This window comes from Pseudomonas sp. PIC25 (genome assembly GCF_002286785.1).
In the GTDB taxonomy this organism is placed as follows: domain Bacteria; phylum Pseudomonadota; class Gammaproteobacteria; order Pseudomonadales; family Pseudomonadaceae; genus Pseudomonas_M.
This window is the reverse complement of sequence record NZ_MUJY01000187.1, coordinates 1-19,096: the sequence shown is the minus strand read 5'-3', so window position 1 is coordinate 19,096 and position 19,096 is coordinate 1. Positions and strand designations below refer to the sequence as shown.

At 58.7% G+C, this 19,096-nt stretch carries 10 protein-coding genes, 1 tRNA gene and 2 pseudogenes; 4 read left to right on the top strand and 9 right to left on the bottom strand.

The window, feature by feature from the left end; genetic code table 11:
• Positions 1 to 7 precede the first annotated feature (7 nt).
• Positions 8 to 1,513: a conjugal transfer protein TraG N-terminal domain-containing protein gene (locus BZL41_RS26065; protein WP_095601945.1), complete on the top strand. Its 1,506-nt coding sequence runs from the start codon at positions 8 to 10 to the stop codon at positions 1,511 to 1,513.
• An 8-nt stretch (positions 1,514 to 1,521) separates the two neighbouring features.
• Here the strand turns inward: BZL41_RS26065 and BZL41_RS26060 are convergent, their stop codons facing one another.
• The 3 genes from BZL41_RS26060 to BZL41_RS26050 form a co-directional block, all read right to left on the bottom strand.
• Positions 1,522 to 1,893: a DUF3742 family protein gene (locus BZL41_RS26060; RefSeq protein ID WP_095601944.1), complete on the bottom strand. Its 372-nt coding sequence runs from the start codon at positions 1,891 to 1,893 to the stop codon at positions 1,522 to 1,524.
• 115 nt (positions 1,894 to 2,008) lie between these two features.
• The gene (locus BZL41_RS26055; protein WP_095601943.1) at positions 2,009 to 2,428 is read right to left on the bottom strand and encodes a type II toxin-antitoxin system VapC family toxin; all 420 of its coding nucleotides are present in this window, start codon (positions 2,426 to 2,428) and stop codon (positions 2,009 to 2,011) included.
• Positions 2,425 to 2,664, bottom strand: a complete 240-nt coding sequence (locus tag BZL41_RS26050) for a plasmid stabilization protein (RefSeq protein WP_371916572.1) — start codon at positions 2,662 to 2,664, stop codon at positions 2,425 to 2,427. The genes BZL41_RS26055 and BZL41_RS26050 overlap by 4 nt, the downstream gene beginning before the upstream one ends.
• 310 nt (positions 2,665 to 2,974) lie before the next feature.
• On the opposite strand from BZL41_RS26050, the gene mobH reads away from it, so the two are divergent.
• Entirely contained in the window at positions 2,975 to 4,795 is a 1,821-nt protein-coding gene (gene mobH / locus BZL41_RS26045; RefSeq protein WP_095601941.1) for a MobH family relaxase, read from the top strand.
• Positions 4,796 to 4,917: 122 nt separating this feature from the next.
• Here mobH and BZL41_RS29225 read toward each other — a convergent pair whose 3' ends face one another.
• The 4 genes from BZL41_RS29225 to BZL41_RS26025 form a co-directional block, all read right to left on the bottom strand.
• Entirely contained in the window at positions 4,918 to 5,373 is a 456-nt protein-coding gene (locus BZL41_RS29225; RefSeq protein WP_256578246.1) for a hypothetical protein, read from the bottom strand.
• 344 nt (positions 5,374 to 5,717) lie between these two features.
• Positions 5,718 to 8,426 (bottom strand): TnsA endonuclease N-terminal domain-containing protein, encoded by a 2,709-nt coding sequence (locus BZL41_RS26035; RefSeq protein ID WP_095601939.1) that lies wholly within the window; start codon positions 8,424 to 8,426, stop codon positions 5,718 to 5,720.
• Positions 8,416 to 10,356, bottom strand: a complete 1,941-nt coding sequence (locus BZL41_RS26030; RefSeq protein ID WP_095601938.1) for a site-specific DNA-methyltransferase — start codon at positions 10,354 to 10,356, stop codon at positions 8,416 to 8,418. Before BZL41_RS26030 ends, BZL41_RS26035 begins: the two co-directional genes overlap by 11 nt.
• Positions 10,353 to 13,271 (bottom strand): ATP-dependent DNA helicase, encoded by a 2,919-nt coding sequence (locus tag BZL41_RS26025; protein WP_095601937.1) that lies wholly within the window; start codon positions 13,269 to 13,271, stop codon positions 10,353 to 10,355. Before BZL41_RS26025 ends, BZL41_RS26030 begins: the two co-directional genes overlap by 4 nt.
• A 315-nt stretch (positions 13,272 to 13,586) precedes the next feature.
• Between BZL41_RS26025 and BZL41_RS26020 the strand changes: the two genes are divergently transcribed.
• Positions 13,587 to 16,877, top strand: a complete 3,291-nt coding sequence (locus BZL41_RS26020) for a DUF3883 domain-containing protein (protein WP_256578245.1) — start codon at positions 13,587 to 13,589, stop codon at positions 16,875 to 16,877.
• A 201-nt stretch (positions 16,878 to 17,078) separates the two neighbouring features.
• Positions 17,079 to 17,285: pseudogene (locus BZL41_RS26015) on the top strand (IS5/IS1182 family transposase); the annotation flags it as partial.
• Between the two features lie 263 nt (positions 17,286 to 17,548).
• Here BZL41_RS26015 and BZL41_RS26010 read toward each other — a convergent pair.
• Both BZL41_RS26010 and BZL41_RS26005 read right to left on the bottom strand, forming a co-directional pair.
• A pseudogene (locus BZL41_RS26010) lies at positions 17,549 to 18,787 on the bottom strand (tyrosine-type recombinase/integrase); the annotation flags it as partial.
• 229 nt (positions 18,788 to 19,016) lie between these two features.
• Positions 19,017 to 19,092 (bottom strand) — tRNA-Gly (locus tag BZL41_RS26005).
• Positions 19,093 to 19,096: the final 4 nt, after the last annotated feature.

Here is a 19,096-nt window from a genome sequence, read left to right as displayed (position 1 = left end):
AGGCACCGTGACGCTCTATACAACCGACTACCTGGAGTACTACCTGACGCTGGTGGGCTGGCTGGTCAACAACGGGATCTGGGCCACGTTGGAAAACAGCGGTGTGTTCGCCCTGCCCTTCATGGCCATCGTCGTCAGCGAGTGGCTCCGGGCCCGCGGCGAAGGTGCCGACGAAGGCAACAAGGGGGTACTCTCGTCACTGCGCATCGAAAACCGGCTGTGGGTGGCCCTGATGGTGATGCTGTTCGCCGGCATCCCGGTGATTCCGGTCGATCTGAGCACGCTTCGCTTCGACCAGTCGCGTTCGAGCCAATGCCAGGTCAATGTGGCTGAGCCTGGTGAAACCGGCTGGTCCAATGCCTTCACCACGCTCAACAACCAGAGCGCCCAGGTGCCGGTCTGGTGGTTTTTCGTGCATGCGCTGTCCAAGGCGATCACCGGCTCCGCCGTGGCGTCCATTCCCTGCGGCACCGACCTGCGGCAGATGCGCATGGAGATCGACAGCACTCGCATCGACGATCCGATCCTGGCCCAGGAGATCGCCGACTTCACCCACGACTGCTACGGCCCGGCCCGCGCCAAGCTGTTCATGAATCGCCCGGACCTCTCCGATGAGGAGGTAAACGACGTCACCTGGATCGGCTCGCGCTACTTCATGGACACGCCGGGGTTCTACGACGAATACCACTCGCGCACGCCGCGCACCGCCTGGCCTTACGATGAGGTGCGCGATGTTGGCTTGGCATTGGTTGACAGTGGCGGCGGCTACCCGACGTGCCGCGAATGGTGGTCCGACAGCGGCATCGGCCTGCGCCCCCGCCTGCTGGCGAAAGTGGACCCGGACCTGCTGTCGCGCATCGGCCGCTGGCTCGGCACCACCGCCCAGCAGGACGTGGATGATGAGGTGATTCGCGCCATTGCCTCACCCCGGCAGCAGGTCATGAACCAGGGCCACGTGTACGCCGACTACGGCGGGCAAATCGACATGACGCTGCCCAATGTCGTCACGCGCGGCGCGGCGGACGCTGGACTCGCGGTCGGCTCACTGGGCTTTTTCCCGGCCATGGACGTGATGCGGCAGGCACTGCCCATGGTGCTGTCGTTTCTCAAGATGGCGCTGCTGATCTGCATCCCGTTGGTGCTGGTGGTCGGCACCTTCGACCTGAAGATGGTCACCACGGTCAGTGTCGTGCAGTTCGCGCTGTTCTTCGTAGAATTCTGGTTCGCCCTGGCGCGCTGGATCGACAGCACGATCCTGGATGCGCTTTATGGTGGTGGTTCGCCACACGCAAACCTCAACGTGCTGATGGGCTTGAACAACGCCTTCGACGACATGCTGCTGAATTTCGTAATGGCGGCGATGTTTCTGATACTGCCGACGTTTTGGATAGCGGCGCTTGGTTGGGCGGGTCTCCGAACCGGCAATTTTCTGCAAGGGCTGAATGATGGGACGGCTCAAGCCAGGAGTGCTGGCAGTTCCGGCGTCAATACCGTTATGAAAGGAATGAAGTGAGACGCTCACTAGTGAGCGTCATCATCTTCGAACAGCCGACCGAAATCTGTCCGGAAGCCATTTTCATAGTATCCATACCCCTCAACGCCATCGCGCCATTGGGGCTTCAGCCTCTCGTCTTCCCAATCGACGTGTCGAAGAACCCATGCAGCCGACAGAGCAAACACCAGCAACAAGGCCAGCCAGAACGCCGCATACAACAGCACAGCCAATACCAGCAGCTTCACGCCCCACAGCAATCCCTTGCCGATCGATACCGGTACGCCTTTGCGCACCAGCCAACTAACAGTCCGCGCCTCTTGGCGGCGCAGTCGGTTGTACGTCCGGCCCAGAGCCTGTCCGAACCGTTCCGCCATCGAGGGGTGTGTTGCGCTCTTCATGATGATGACCTCATGCGTCAGCCTGTCTCCAGGCCCGTCTTCGGTATCAACACTCCAATCTTCGCCGGTCGGAGCATCGGCCTCGGCCCATCGTTTTCGATGGGTGCTGCTTAGTTTAGACCGTCCAGGGATCAATCACCGTGATCCCGCAGTCGGTGAAGTCCTTGACATTGCGCGTGGCCAAGCTCGCGCCACGGGAACGCGCCACTGCCGCGATCATCGCATCGATCTGGCTGATCGGCTTACCAGCGCCTTTGCGCGACGCGGCAATGAACGCATAGGCATCGGAGGCATCACTGTCGAAACTCAGTACCTGCCCGGCGAATTCCTCGTTGAAGATGGCCTGCGTCGCCGCCCACAGGGCGCGTTGACGTGCACCATCGGGCAGCAACTGAATGCCATAGAAGATCTCGGCTCGGCTCAGCGTGGTGGTGAACAACGCCGCCCGTGGCTGACTGGCCAGCCAGGTCAGCACTTTGACCTCGGGCACCGGGCGCAACACCTCCGAGAGCACGTTGGTATCCAGGATGATCATGCGCCCAGATCCACCGGTTCACGAATCGCTTCCCGGGCCGGCAGTTCCAGCTCGATCCCGCCCAACGGCTCGATCCGGGCGCGGATCGCCTCCACCAGGGACTTACCCCGGGCCGGCTCGGTCGACAGCGCCGCCCGCAGGATGTCGCGGGCCTCGTCCTCCATCGAGCGGCCGTGAATGGCGGCCTGGATACGCAGCCGGGACTTGAGGTCGTCGTCGATGTTTCGAATGGTCATGGTCGCCATGGGGCACCCTCTATTAATCAATGACTGCATATTAGTCAATGACTAATTGCCTCGCAACGGAGGCCGGGCGCCCGTTCAGATAAGTGGTCGCCCAGAGTCTGGCACCGCTGCCGCGCCGGCACTGCTCCAAACACGGCTGCTGCCTGTTCGCATTACCGCTGGCCTTCCCTGCTCCGCTGCCCTAAAGGCAAAGGGAGGACGACCAAGGGCTCGAAAGGGACCAAGGGAATGGGAACTAAGGGGAAAGGCCCTACCCGGAAAAGGCCAAAGGGCCCCCGAAGCCATCACTGCGGGATTTGCCATGTTCGCTCTGTTCCAGCGCCGAAAAGGTCCACCCTCGCCCGGCACACCGTTGCCAAAAGCCGCCACCGCGCCCAAAGGGTGGACGCGGCCAGAGCCGGCCGCCGTCCTGCTGGCCACCCCGCGCCGGCAGAAGCTGCTGGAGTTGATCTGGCAGCGCACCGCGCTCTCGCGCCCGCAGTTCGCCCGCCTCTACCGCGCACCGCTGGAGCGCTACGCCGAACTGGTCCAGCAGTTCCCCGCCTCCGAGAGCCACCACCACGCCTATCCCGGCGGCATGCTGGACCATGGCCTGGAAGTGGTCGGCTATGCGCTGAAGCTGCGGCAATCGCATCTGTTGCCCATCGGCGCCGCGCCAGAAACACAGGCCGCCCAGGCCGAGGCTTGGACCGCCGCAGCCGCCTACGCGGCGCTGCTGCATGACTTGGGAAAGATTGCCGTCGATCTGCAGGTCGAATACGCCGACGGCCGCGCCTGGCATCCCTGGCACGGCCCACTGGCGCACCCCTACCGATTCCGCTATCGCAAGGACCGGGAGTACCGCCTGCACAGCGCCGCGACCGGCCTGCTCTACCACCGCTTGCTGGATCGCGAAGTGCTGGATTGGCTCAGCGAGTTTCCGGAGCTATGGGCGGCACTGCTCTTTGTCCTGGCCGGCCAATACGAGCACGCCGGTGTTCTCGGGGAGCTGGTGGTCCGTGCCGATCAGGCCTCGGTCGCCCAGGAACTCGGCGGCGACCCGGCCAAGGCGCTGGCAGCGCCCAAGCATGCCCTGCAGCGCAAGCTGCTGGACGGCCTGCGCCATCTGCTCAAGGAAGAGTTCAAGTTGAATCAGCCCCAGGCCTCGGATGGATGGCTGACCCAGGATGCCCTCTGGCTGGTGAGCAAGACCGTCTCCGACAAGCTGCGAGCCTACCTGCTGTCCCAGGGCATCGAGGGTATCCCGGAAAACAACGTCACCCTGTTCAACGTGCTGCAGGACCATGGCATCGTCCAGGCGGCACCGAATGGCAAGGCGATCTGGCATGCCACCGTGACCGGCGACAACGGCTGGTCGCATCGCTTCACCCTGCTCAAGCTGGCGCCGGCGCAGATCTGGGAGGCCCGCGAGCGGCCCGAGCCATTCCGTGGCTCAGTGCTTGTCGAGGACGAGCCCACCGGCGCCAGTGAACCGCCCCAGTCACCGGAATCGTCCCCTGATCCTACTAATGCGGCCGATAGGGTGTCGGCATCGCGGGAATCATCCGCCGCGCCCGCAAGCATCCCGGCCGATGCGGTAGATGCGCTGCTGGGATTGCTGGACGCCAGACCATCCAGCTCCGCACCGAAGCCTGCGTCCAACATATCGCCTGCTGCTACACCCGATGTGCATCAGGTGGAAAACGAATGCGCCCCCGCAGACGTGCCAGACTCACTAGTGACCGTGGTGGATTGGGAACCCTCGGGCCGGCATTTCCTGGACTGGCTGCGCCACGGCATCCAAACCCGTCGTCTGATCATCAACGACGCCAAGGCCTTGGTGCACACAGTGGCCGATACCGTCTTTCTGGTGAGCCCCGGCGTGTTCCAGCGCTATGCACAGGAGCACCCGCAGGTCCAAGCCTTGGCCAAACAGACGCAACTGCCGGAATGGCGCTGGGTCCAGAAGGAATTTGAACGACTGCAGGTCCATAGGAAGCAGCCGGATGGGCTGAACATCTGGACGTGCGAGGTCACCGGCCCAAGGAAATCGCGGCGATTGCATGGCTATCTTCTCACCACGCATGAAACACTTTTTTCTGAACTCTCGCCCAACAACCCGCACCTGAAATTAGCCGGTTGAAACAGCCAATAACCGCAATAGCTGACGGTGCCACAGAACAAACCGTACCGACATAAAACGGCTGCGACTCCGACCAGTACGCACTTGTACGGCGGTTACGCGACATGGATTTTGCTCAGGAATTAGTGGTGCGTCGGCGGAAATATCTCTCCGATATCGTCCAGATCGACCTGCCTCAGACGATCCAGTAGATCGAAGAAGACCTGCTCTCCCTCCCAAAGCCGGGAGAACAATGCACACTGGCACAACAACGAGTTCATCAGCAGTCGTTGGTCCTCTGCCGAGTGAAATTCTCTAACGCCTTGAAGAATGAGTTGATACGCCTTTTCAGCGTAGATGCTGGCTTTGGCTTCCTTTCGCAACCGATCCATCTCAGATCTCTCTTCGCGTCCAACATTCCACCGCCCTCCTCTACCAGGGAGAATGGCGGCGACCCGCAGGGGTGACAAACCGGAAGGAGTCCCACCGGCCAGGCGCGCGAACGCCTGCCCTGCGGATCGCCATAACGCGACCCGCAGACTCCATTTCGGGTTGTCACCCCCGGCACCGATATGCGGTGCAACGCGCACATTACCCATGCGTTTTCATCAACGCAATCAGAACATTGCGATCTTCTCCTACAATTTGCTTTGGATATGACCAGCACGCTTTGTAGGCATGATGGGTAAAGAACGGCCGACTCTGTTGAAAAAAGTAGGTTCAGCGGAGCCGGTTTGTCAGGTGTGCCTGCTGTCGAAGTGGCTGGCAGCCACTTCAAATTGCTTTTCGGTGCTCCGCTGAGCGTCCTTGCTCGCTAAGGGTTCATTCGAGCTCACGGTCGCACTTCGTGCGAAGAAACATTGAGAACGTACTCTTCTAGATTCTTTGGTCATTCGGTTTCCCTAAACCTGCAATTACAAAATCAACTCGATTTACAGATGGCTTAAAGCAACACCCGGAAACGCCTCTTGTCAGCGTCAGATGACTTAAGAATGCGATATTCCATTCCGCTAGCTACCGCAATCTGCTGTGCGAAGTCCTTTTTGGCCTGAACTACGGCGTCTTCGATCTGGTTGTCGGCCTTCACCTCGACGATCACGTACTTCAGGCTGCCATCTGGCTCTTCGCGTTGGAAGATGAAGTCGGGGTAGTAACTCCGCACGGTACGTGAATCGGGGTCGATGTACTGGATAAAGAAGTCGGATTGGCCGTGGGTCAGCATTCCGGTGAAGTAGATTTTCCTCACACGCTCTTCTCGCAATAGGTCCCAGAACAACCAGTTCTCCGATCCGGAGTCGAAACAGTACGTGTCGAGATGGAAGCTCTTGGCGCGCTCCTCGTCCTTGATCTGCGCGTCATGCATTCTCACAACCTTGTTATTGGCCGCCGACACCTCGTAGTAGCCGTTGGCAGGCATCTTGATCAAATTGACCTCGTACTCGTCCTTCTTCTCGTACTCGTCAAGATCAAACAGCAAACGGAACAGGCGCGGGATGATCTCGTCGTAGAGCAGCTCGTTGAACTCATTGGTAATGGCCACCAGTTCGTCGGTGCCTTCGCTGGTCGCGTCGAGCAGTTCCTCGATCTCCAAGGGGCTTCGGTTCAGATAGCGGGACACCTCAGCCACCAGCGATAACTGTGAGAAAACACGCTTTTCCCGGCGCGAGGTCAGGTCGAAAGTTCGACTACCGGAGGCGCGCGCCGCAACGGCGGCGGTCAGGCCGTCTTGCTGCGTTTCGATCAGGCGGTACTTCTCGACCAGCGCATTCCAGTTTTCCTTATCGGCGCGGTCGATGCCCAGCTTCTGGCCAGGCACAATTGCCTTTTCATGCATCTGATAGAGCTTGCGCACGCGAACTAGTTTGATCTTGACCGGGGGCTCGACCACGCGGACTTCAACTCGCTCTTTATCCTTGGCAACCTTTTGCAGCTCATCGGCGCTGATGCGGAAGTTCTGCTGCAGCTCGTCGTTGAGCGTGTTGAGGTTGTCGCCTGAGAGGAAGACGTGGCCGGTGTGCTGTGCCTCGCCGATGGCGCGCAGGCAGCGCATCGTGGCTTGCAGCACAAACACCTTGGACTTGGGTTCGCGGAACAGCCCCACGCCAAACAGCGAGCGGCAGTTCCAGCCTTCGCGGCCCTTGTTGACCAGTAGAATGAACTGTTTCTCCGAGCCTTCAGTGTCGAGCCGATTGAACTCGCGGATGTCGTCGTTGGTAGTGATTTTGCTGTCGCCCACGTTAACCAAGATGCGCGAAGTCGGGATGCCATGTTTGAGCAGTGCGCGCTCGACGGCTGGCTTCAGCTCTTCGGTCAGCTCTTCTACGGTAGCGGCGAAGAAGGCCAGCTTCGGCAGCAAACCTTCCGGGCGCAGCTCGCCGGACTCCTTCAGAAAGTTCTCAATGGCGATGTCGACAAACTCGTCGTTGCGTGTGTTTGCGTAGCCGTGCAGCGTCACCTTTTTAAGGAAGCCCTTGTCGATGGCTTCTTTCAGGCCGTAGGCGTAAACCACTTCTGGCAACACCTCGCGCCCTACGTAGGGCGTGCCGGTGTAGTTGTAACAGGCCACAACCCGCGTGCCCGCCGCGTTCAGGCTAGCGGCCAGGATGTCGATGGTCGTGCGCAGGCTAGTGTCCGTTTCCTTGGCCCCGACGCCCATGTCCTTGGCCAGCGCCTTGCCGAAGGCGTGGTGGGCCTCGTCCACGAAGATGCCTAATTGTTCCAGGCGGCGAAGCTTCTCGAAACGCTGGTTGGTGGTCAGCTCGCCCTCTTCTTCCGGCTGGTCGAAGTTGTAGAGGTCGGCGGCATCGGCATAGACGCCGATGGCGGTAAGGGTTTCACCGGTCGAGCCGAATAGCTTGTCGACCGATGTCTTCTCCTTGTGCTGGCGCTTGAGGATGATCTTCTGCGTGTTGGAGACGATGATGTTGAAGCGTGAACGATCCAGCGTGTCGAGCGAGGTGCCTGCTTCTTCGAGGTAGTGGAAGCGCAGGTGGGTAGTCAGGAAATTCACGTACTCTGGTGGCACGACACGAGTCATGTCGAAGGATTCGATTTCCTTCAGTGACTGCAACACCGTCTTGTCCGGTGCGAACACTAGCGCGTTGTGGCAGTAGTGCGCGTCCTTCGGAAATTTGTTGGCCAGCAAGAACTCATAGAAGATGCAGGTGGCCATCAGGATCGTTTTGCCTGTACCCATCGTCAGGGCGAAGATGTAATTCGGGTACGTGCGCGAGTTCTTGCGCATCTTCTCGAACAGCACCTTGTACGAGTTCAGCTCCAGCTCGTCGGACTCGCCAAACTGAAACATCTCCTGCCCAGCAGTACCGAGGAAGGAGCCGAACTTGCGTCCCTCAAACTTGCCGCTGCGCTCGTACCATGCCTTAAAAATCTCCTCGACCTTAGCGTTGCCAAGAAACTCTTTCAGGAAGACATAGGTTTCCAGCGCCTCGAATTGCGGATGGCGAAGGAAGGCTTTGGGGTTCTTCTCCGGGTTGTTGAAGTCGAGGAACTTGCGGGTCAGCTCCTTATAGTTCTGTCGGATCGACCCACGGTTGTCTTTGTAGAACTGCCACAGAAAACGAAAGAAAGCAAAATCCAGCGATGCGCTGCCGGTGCTGGCGGTTTTCTTGGCTACGGTGCGTTTAGTCACCATTGCTGACGCTCCCTTCCCACGATTCCGACAGCAGGTCGGTGATCTTCAAGCGGATGGTGCCCGCATCACCCGGCACCTTGTACGCGCCCCTGACTAGATCGTTCTTTCCGGGAATATCCACCACCGCCGGTTGCAACACCGCGCCGTCATAGTTCCAGTCGATGAGCACCGACTCGACCAGCTCCTTCCAGTCCTCGACCGATTCCTTCTGCAGCGAGAGCTTTTGCAGCAGGTTCATTGGGTAGAACCTCTCGATGGCCAGCTCGCCGTTCTTGATGGCCACCTTAGCCTGCGAGTCGCGCCTGAACTCTAGGTCGGCCTTGTCGCGCAGAATGTCCACCACCTCCACGTCGATCTTGAAAGGCTTGGCGGCCAGCTCCAGTCGCGCGGCCAAATCCGGCTCGTGGCCCATGCACACAAGCATGATCTTCTCGACTGGGCGGTTCGGGCTTTCGTTCTGCTTGCGCTCCCAGACCTTGTAGTCGAAGCCCGCGATCAGCTCGTTCAGATCAGCGCGGGTGGCGATGCGGTTGACGGGCATGATCTTAACCATGCGCCCGTCCTTCTCGCCGTCGAACACGGTGCTGAATTCCAGCTTCTGTACTTCCAGAGCTTCGATCAGCAGCTCCTTGGCCTGAATGGGGTTGCGGAAGATGTCGTAGTAATTGACGTTGTGAAGCTCGAAGCCGGTGAAGTATTTGACTTCACCATCAAGCCCCTTCTGTCGCAAATCATTAGCAACACCAATCAGACGCTTCACCGTCGTCTGGATTGCTCCCAAATTGATGTCCGCGCCAATGAAGCGGCGACCAAGACGCATCGCAGTCTCCTGCGTCGTGCCTGACCCCATAAAGCAATCAAACACGAGCGCCCCCTCATCGGAAGACGCCTTAATGATGCGTTCCAGCAAATCAACGGGCTTTTGCGTAGGGTAATCGAGCCGGTCTCTCGCTTGCGAATTGACGGGGAAGATATCAGTCCACACTGAATCCAGCGGACGCCCGTCCGACTCATCCAAGTAGCGAATGAGTTGTGGTCGCTTGGTTTTATCGTCTGGGTACCAGATGCGGCCTTGTGCATCCAGCTCCGTCATCTTTTCAAGGCTATATCGCCAGCCGTTCGCTGGTGGCGGAAACCCCTTCCACTCATACGTCATGTTGGGCCGTGGATTCGGGCTGGTGATGTTATCCAGGCGGTATTTACGCCCGTCCTTATCGACGCTGCTATATTTGCTTTTCAGGTACGCTTCACTGTGTTCTGTGAACTGCTTGTGCCAGGTGAATGACTCGGACCTAGTGTAAAAGAACAGGGTATCGTGGACATGGTTGTAGGTGTTGGAGTCAGCTCGTGCGCTTGTTCGCTTCCAGATGATCTCGTTCCGGAAATTTCCTCCACCGAACACCTCGTCCATCAGACACTTGATATAGTGTCCGCGGTTAGCGTCGCAATGAACATAGATGGACCCGTTAACCGTAAGGAGCTCGCGCAACAGAACGAGCCGTTCGTACAGGAACTGAAGATATTCGTCGTTGTTCCAGATGTCGCCGTATTGCTTGTCCTCGAACGAGCTCTGATCACTTTCCGCCGTCCCACCTTTGAGCTTGATGCGCTTCTTGTAATCCGCCTTTGAATCAAACGGTGGGTCGATATAGATCAGATCGACCTTGCCACGGAACTCCTTAAGAAGGTGGCTCATCACCTGCAGGTTGTCACCCCAAAATATCTTGTTGCGCCAGCCGTCCACCTCTTCGCCGTGGACCTCCTTTAACTGCGCCGGGTAATACTGCGTCGAGGTGAATGGACGCTTGCCGCGCCAGTTGAGCATCGGGTAGCCCTTGATCGGCTCGAACTCGTACTTTTCGACGTTGGTGGTGCCGCCATCAGGCTTGGCCAGTTGCAGACTTTCCTGTGCGGGCGAGGTTGTGCTCATTTGTCGTTTTCCCTGAATTTCCAATTCTTGTTGTCGCAGTAGGCGCGCATGTCGCAACTCTGGCACAGCTTGGCCGGGCGTGCGGTGATGGCGTAGTCCTGCCGCTCGATGCGTGCAACGATGTCGTCGAAGCGCGCGATGGTCTTGCCGATGGCGCGGTCGTCCTTGGTGAAGGAGACATAAGGGTTACCGCCGTCTTCGCCGGTGTAGTAGAGGTGCATCCGACTGACCTTCTGGCCAGTGCGCTCTTCCACCAGATGGGCGTACACCTCTAGCTGGTGCTGGTACTGGCGCAGACGATCCCGATCCTTCTCCATATCGGGCTTCTTCTCCGACTTGAAGTCAATGATCTCGACCGTGTCGTGCTCGCCCCGAATCAGGTCGACGCTGCCCTTCAAGATGTACTGATCCTTGATGAGCGAGATCTCGACCTCGGCCTCCTTGATGCGATCCCAGTGGCCACTCTCACGCTCGTAGTAGCGCAAGACGTGCAGCAGCGCCGCCTGTTGCGAGCTGGGCGCAAGGTAGACGCGTTCCTTCTTCGAGAGCATCGCGTAGTTGGTTGAGAACCAGCCTGAGATGGCGTCGGATGAAATGGACCCTTCCTCGCCGCGTAACACGGTCTTATGAATGTCCTCGATGGTCTGGTGCACCAACGTACCGAAGAGCATCGGGCTCTCGCGGATGGGCGCGAACTCCAGTTCCTTGAAGAAGCGGTACTGCTCGGCGCAGTTCTCGAATACCGTGATGTGCGAGGTGAATGAATATTCGCGCTTGAGGTTGATCTGCTTTACTGCTTCGTAGGCCAGCGCCGCGAGATCAACGTCACGCCAGTTGGGCAGCTCGTAGAACAGCCGCTCGAAGTATTTGGACGGCGACTTGCCACGTCCTTGTTTTTCCTGCGCTGCCAGTACCAGCAGGTTCTGGGCACGCGAGAAGGCGGTGTAGAACAGCCGCCAGAAGTCGAAGTTCTTGATGTGGTCAAGCGGCTCGAAGCGCTCCTTGGAAAGGTAGCCACCGTCTTCCAGCAATACGTCGAGCGCGCTGTACTGTTTGCGCGGCACCGACTCCAGCGAGCCACACACCACCACCGGAAACTCCAGCCCCTTGGATTGATGGATTGTGAGGAAGGAGACGCAGCCCTTGGGCGCGTACTCGGCTTCGTCCTCATATTCGCCGATGCCGCCATCCTGCAGGAAACGCAGGAACTGGTTGAACAGGTCACGCAGATTCTTCTCCAGCCACTCGGGGTTGAGTACGCTGACAAAATGCAGGTACTCGAACTTAGTGAGCAGCTTGGAGAAGGTGCCGAGGTTGCGCGCCGCGCGCCCCTTGTCCACGCCTTGCACGGCCTCATCCGTGAGGAAGCGCGAGAACAGCGGGAACTGCAGCAGTTGGTAGAACAAACCGGAGAAGGCGTAGTCGGTGTTCTGCGTGAGTATCGCGTGGCGCTTGGCCAACGGGCGCGCCCAGTCCAACAGCGCTTTGTTCTCAGGCTTGCGCAGCTCGTCAATGAAGGGTTTGAAGCACTGATGGTCGTAGAAGTCCCAGATGGGCAGCGTGACGCCTTCGGCCCATGCTCGCACCTTGGGAAACTGCGGGAACAGGAAGATCAGCGCGCCAATCATCAAGCGGATTTCCTCGCGCTCGAAAAACATATTCGAGCGGGGCGAGAACACGGGCATGCCCTGCGCTTCGAGAAAACGCGCCAGCGCCACCACCTTGTCGCTCTTGACCGAGCGGAACAGAAAGGCCACCTGATTCCAGTCCGCAAGCTGGCCGGAGCCCTTAAGGCCGTTCAGGAAGGCCAGCACCTCGGCGTGCCAGTTGCAGGTGTCACCGCTGTCATCCTTGGCGGCCAGCCGCACCGCCGTGGGCTGCTCTGGGAAGTTGTCCTCGCGCGGGACAATCTGCTTGGCGAAGCGGAACACCCGAGTGCCGTCGTCCCAAACCTGCTCCTTCATCCACTCGTTGTAAAAACGGATGATGTCCGGGTGCGAGCGGTAGTTGACGGTCAGCTTAACCTGCTTGCACTGGCCGTCGTTGAACAGCGCCGGGAACTCCAGAATGTTGCGGATGGTGGCCCCTCGAAAGCGGTACAAGCCCTGGTCGTCGTCGCCCACCACGCACAGATTGCGACGCTCGCCCGCCAGCAACAGAAGGATGCGTTCCTGAATGGTGTTGGTGTCCTGGTACTCGTCCACCATCAGATGAGTGAGCTTGTCGCGCAGTTGCGCCAGCACCTCGGGGCGTTTCTCCAGCAGTTGCAGGGCCTCGTACTGGATGCCGGAAAAGTCCAGTGAGTTGTGCTCGTTGAGCAGCTCCTGGTACTTGGCAAAACAGGTGGCCAGGGCGCGGATTTCCGCTTCCGGCGCCACCGCAAGCATGGCTGCATCAAGCGCCTCCTCACTGATCTTGTTGAGCCACTTGAGTAGGTTCTCCGACTGCGCCCAACGCCCAGTCTGGTCATGGCCCATGACAAGCTGAGCGTCTGGCAGCTCACGGAATTCTTTGATGTGCTGGTAGAGGAAGTACTGCTGATCGAACTGGTCGAACAGTGTGAAGCTTCGCTTGAGTCGGGTGAACTCGCGGTAGTCCTCCAAGAGCCTTAGGCAGATGGAGTGGAAAGTGCCGAGGTACATCTCATTGAGGTTGAACTGGATACCGATCTCAGCCAAACGGTTGGAGATGCGGGTAGTCAGCTCGCGCGCAGCCTTATCGGTGAAGGTGACGACTAACAGCGACTCCGGTGCGACCCCCTTGTGAGTGATGAGATAGACGATGCGCTCAACCAGGGTGAAGGTCTTGCCAGAGCCTGGCCCTGCGATGATGAGCACCGGGCCGTCGGTGGCCAGAATGGCTTCAAGCTGTTGTGGATTGGCTTTGGATTGAAGAGTGGTTGTGCTGGATGTCATGCAGCCCCTTAGCAACGTCCATTGTCGGCATGAAACTGCAGCTGACTATGCACCAACAGCATTAATTTGCCGATAAACGCAATGCAGCAAGCAAACTCAAGAGCTTGGAGTCTGCCCTTGACAGCTAAGCTATAAACCACGCTTTGCAGCCTTTTAAAAACAACAGCCTCATCAGGCATACCCCCACGCGACTCGCTGCTTATCGAGCCTACGACTCATTTTATCGTGGCTCTGACTAACAGCTCGAGTTGTCATTTTACTACCCGACTGTGCAGACTTGGCATCAAAATTTTGCCTGACCGAGAGGGATTAACGGTGGCTTCGAATTACGAAGAAATTTGCAAGGAAAACCGGGAGAGCTACGGCACTAAGGGCGCTCAAAAATCAGGGAGGCTGGCAGCCGGGCTCTACGACGACCGTACGCATTTCATATTCGAACTCCTGCAAAATGCCGAGGATGCCGTTGGTAGACGCGGCGATTGGCATGGCTCGCGTAAAGTCACTTTCTCCCTGAGCACAGACCGCCTTATCCTCTCCCACTTCGGTAAGCCGTTCGATGAGGCAGACGTCCGAAGCGTCTGCGACATCGCCGAGAGCACCAAGAACGAGTCGTCGATTGGTCGCTTTGGGCTCGGTTTCAAGTCGGTCTACACCGTCACTGATCTTCCGGAGATTCACTCTGGCGATGAGGATTTCGCCATTGAAAACTACGTCTTTCCTAAGCGGATGCCGCGTTCGGCGCGGGAAGCGGACGAGACGCAAATCATCCTGCCCCTGAAACCGGGAGACACGAGCGCAGTCCAGGACATCACGGCAGGGTTTCGCCATTTGGGCCCGGGGGCTCTGCTGTTTTTGCGTCACATCGACGAAATCAACTGGAGCGTTGAAGGCAGCGCTTCGGGGTTCTATCTGCGCAACAGCCCCGAGACGCTCGGCCCCAATGTTCAGCGCCTCACGGTGCTGGGCAACGAGGATGATCGCCCCGAAGTCGATCAGAACTGGCTGGTATTCCACCGTGACGTATTTTCTGCCGAGCAGCAAAAGGTCGGGCGGGTGGAAATAGCCTTCTCGCTGGTTGCTGTGAAGGACACCCCCGGTCGCTGGGCTGTGCAGCCACTGGCCAAGTCGCCATTGGTAGTGTTCTTTCCGACCGTGGTTGAGAGCCACCTTGGCTTTCTCGTGCAGGGGCCGTACCGCACCACTCCTAGTCGCGACAACATCCCACCCGGCGAGCCTTGGAACCAGTATCTGGTTAAGGAAACGTCCAGCTTGCTAGTAGAAGCGATGCACTGGATGCGGGACAACGCGATGCTGGATGTCTCGGCGCTTCGGTGTCTGCCGCTGGATCGCGAGAAGTTCCCACAAGACTCGCGGTTCGCGCCGATGTTCGACGCCGTTCAGCAAGCATTTCTGAAGGAGGCGCTGCTTCCGACTTTCGACGACAGGCATGTCACTGCCCATCAGGCCAAGCTTGCGCGCACACAGGAGGTTCGCGAACTATTCAGCCCGGACCAGGTTGCGGCGTTATTTGACTCGGAGGTCGCTGTTTGGTTGTCTGGCGATATTACTCAGGACAAGGCCCCCGAGATTCGCCAGTATCTGATGCGAGAGCTCGACGTCGACGAGATCACGCCGACGAAGCTAGTGCCAAGCCTGACCAAGAGATTCCTCGAAGCCCAGCCCGATGAATGGGTGTTGCGGCTTTACGAGTTTCTAAATGGCCAGGAAGCAGCCCTGCGACGCCGCCTCGACACCGTCCCGCTTATCCGCCTTGATGATGGTTCTCACGTCGTTGGCCACGAGAACGGCGAAGCGAAAGCCTTCTTGCCCAGCGCCATTGCAACCGGCTTTCCAACAGTGCGCCGTACGGTGTGCACGACACCGGAGGCCCTCGCTTTTCTAAGGTTCCTGAGAATCACGGAGCCAGATCCAGTGGATGACGTCATCCGGAATGTCCTGCCGAAATATCGAAAGGAAGAAGTGGATGTGGATGATGACGCCTACGCTGATGACATCGAACGCATCCTTGCTGCCTTCAACACCGACTCGGCAATCCAGAAAGAAAAGCTCCGAGTAGCATTGCGAGAGACTTCCTTCGTGATGGTGGTCGATGCTGGCGATGGTAAAGGCTACGTCGCCAAGCCCGACGATATCTACATCGCTACCGATCGCTTAAAGCAGCTCTTTGCTGGCGTAGACGGCATCTTCATCGTCGATGATGCCTACGACTGCCTGCGCGGCGAGAACATCCGCGAGCTGCTGGAGTCCTGCGGCGCACTGCGATATCCACGCCCGCTCGAAGCGCCAAATGTATTAACTCGAGATGAGAAGCTGGAGTTGCGCCGGCAAACAGGCTACGAGACAACTTCAGGAGCCAACGACCGGGTTGTCGACTGGTTGCTTCAAGGGTTCGACGATCTCATTGAGCTGCTGCCGAAACTCCCAACAGAGCAGCAGGCAGAGCGTGGCCGCCTGCTCTGGGAGAGCCTTGGCGACCTCGAAGAACGTCGCGGACGCGGTGTCTTTGATGGTTCTTACACATGGTCGCATTACGGTGAACGCAAGACGCCACCATTTCCTGCGGCCTTTCTGCGCCGCATCAACAAAGCAGCCTGGGTATCCAACTCCAACGGTGAACTCGTACCGCCAGGGCTCGTGGTATTCGACACTCTTGGCTGGAAGCCCAACCCATTCTTGCTGACCAAGATAGCCTTCAAACCACCGATAATCGATCAACTGGCCAAAGAGGCGGGCATCGATCCGGCGGCGCTCGATCTGCTACGCAAGCTAGGTATTACCAACGTGGCCGACCTGACCTCCCGACTAGGCATCACCAACCCACCATCCGAACCTGAGCCATCGACAGCCCCTGAGCCGGTGGCTGATGAGCCATCCGATAGTGATGTGTACGGCGATGCGAAAGATCTGTACGGCGACGACATGCCGGAAATCCCGCCCGGCACACCCGATCCCGACTCCGGTGACGGCGTGGGCAATGGAACGGGACGCGGGGAGCAAGTCGGATCTGGCTCTGGCAGCGGAACACCACGCGGCAATGGCCAGGGCAACAGTGGTGGAACGCACGGCAGCTCAGGTGGTCACGGCGCATCTGGTAGCAAAGGAAATAGCGGTACTCATGGGAAGAGGACGCCTGGCCAGACCGGATCGCGCCCCTTCATCTCCTATGTCGGCGCACACCCAAATGACGATGGCCCTGATCCAGATGGCCTCGATCAAGCGGCACGTATGCAAATCGAAGAGCACGCCATCGAGCTAATCATCAACTTTGAACCAATGCTGTGCCGCACGCCAGATGGTAACCCTGGCTTTGACCTCTACGAGGCGGACAACAGTGGCAGGTCGATTCGGTGGGTCGAGGTGAAATCAATGACAGGCAGCCTGGAAGATCGCCCCGTTGGACTGTCACGCGCGCAATTCGACTGCGCGCGCGAAAAGGGCGATGCGTACTGGCTGTACGTGGTCGAGCACGCGACCGACCCAGCACAAGCTCGAATACTCAGGATTCGGAACCCTATCTCACACGCCCGGACGTTCACGTTCGACAGAGGCTGGAGCCAGATCGCCCAAACAGAGCCACCTTACTGAAGCGCGCTGGATGCTCTGAAACAGGCCAAAACATCCCACTCAGTTGTGCTTAACGAGTTCCACGGGTGGGCGTTGCGGCCGTATGCATATGAGTCCCATCTTCAGGTAAAGGAACGCCGCCCCCTTATTCAAACCCGCGCGATGGGCCGTGCCTAGATACGCTATTATCCCCGTTCTTAATCGGCTACCGGCACACCGACTGGGTGCACCACGCGGCATCCGGGGTACGCTGTCAGCCAAAAGCGGATTGAAGAAGGCTTTGGCTGGCTGAAGACGGTTGGCGGCCTGCGTAAGACCAAGCTGATCGATCGCGCCAAGCTGAGCGCTCAGTTACTGCTGGGTTTTTCGGCCTACAACCTGATCCGACTGGCAAGCTGTCGGGCTGGTGGGTGAGGCTCGCATGTATAGGGCGAGTTGCGCCCCAAAAACGCCGAAAGGCGTGAAAGTGATGCTGAAAACGGTCAAAAGGCCTGAAGCCAGGCTTTTTGTGGGCTCAGTTAGGCCCAAGCGCTTGAAAAAGCATCAAGCCAAACGGACTGGGGCAGTTAAAGCTGAATTTTTCAACGGCCTGCTAAAGCCGTGTCTACGACTGCTGGGCAGGATCAATCTACCTGTGCCTCCAACCGAGACAACCAGGGAAGACTTGGCATGGGCTCCACGGAGGCGAAGCCATCCTTCTCCCATTGATCCAGGCAGTCGGCCCAGTCCTGCATCATCTTTCTTCGCGGCTCGATGTACTTGGCATGGTTGTAAGCGGCTCGCACCTTGTTCTTGTCTTTGTGGGACAGCTGGGCGTCGATCCACTTGTCCGGATAACCCATCTCATTCAGCGCAGTAGAAAGCGTGCCCCGTATGCCGTGGCCGGTCAGAAGCCCCTCGTAGCCCATCCGCTTCACCGCCGCGTTCAGTGTGTTCTCACTGATCCGTCGCTTGGGTTCGCTGCGATGCCGGAAGAGATAGCGCTGAGAGGGCAGTACCTGGCCTAACAACTCCTCCACTACAGCAATGGCCTGCTGTGACAGAGGAACCACATAGGGCGGAATGTCGGCATCGTCCCTTCGCAGTTGCTTTTGGAGCTGTTTGACGACCGCCGGCGGGATGATCCATAGACCTCGCGCCAGATCGAATTGCTCTGGCCGTGCCGCTCGCAACTCGCCCGTACGCACCCCGGTCAACAACAGCAACCTGATCCCGAGCTGGGTCTGCCGCTCACCGCGGTATTGGCGCAGTCTGCCTAGAAAGGCTGGCAGTTGATCGATGCGAAGGTGGGGGTTGTGCCGAACGGGCGGAGCTGGCACCGCTACGATGTCCAGATCGGCCGCCGGATTGACTTCCAGCCCCCGCTCCACCATGGCGTACCGGAACAACTGGTTGAACCAGGTCCGGCATTTCTCGGCGGTACTGAACGCTCGCCGCTTTTCGATCCTTCTCAGCACCTCCAAGAGGTCGCGCCGCGAGATATCGAAGACGGACAAAGGCCCCAGCCAACGCAACACGTCCTTTTCGAAGATCCGGTCGATCTGGGACAGAGTGCTCTGCCTCCCCTCCTCGGGGCCCACTGGCCGGAGGGTCAGACCCTTGAACGCGCGCCACGACAGGAAAACCTCTTTGAAGGTGTTCTGCGCAGCCTGAACGGCGGCTTCACGAGCCTGGCGGCGGTGGTGTCGAGGATCGATCCCCTGGGCGACCAGGGCTCGTGCCTGATCGCGCTGCTCCCGGGCCTGCTTGAGCGTGATCTCCGGGTAGGAGCCAAAGGAGATACGGGGTTGCCGGCCTCCCCAGCAGAAACGGAAATGCCACTGCTTGGCGCCCTTGGCACTGACGTAGAGCGCCAGGCCATCAGCATCTTTGAGGGTATAGTTCTTGCCGGTGGCCTTGGCCTGCCGGACGGCGGTGTCGGTGAGGGGCATCGTACATGGCCTCTGTCCCTGGGTTCAGGAGACGATGTACGACTCACAGCGGGGTCGGCTCTAGCCGAAATCCGGTCTGCGCCCCACCCCGATTTGATGTACTACTTGATGTACTAAAAAATCGTGGCTGGTGATGGCTTCCGGTGGAACCCACTGGAACGAAAGAAGGGGCCAAAGCCCCTTCTTTCAATGGCTTACAGAACTCCGTGGAACTCTGTAGACCTACATCTGGAGCGGGAAACGAGACTCGAACTCGCGACCCCGACCTTGGCAAGGTCGTGCTCTACCAACTGAGCTATTCCCGCATTG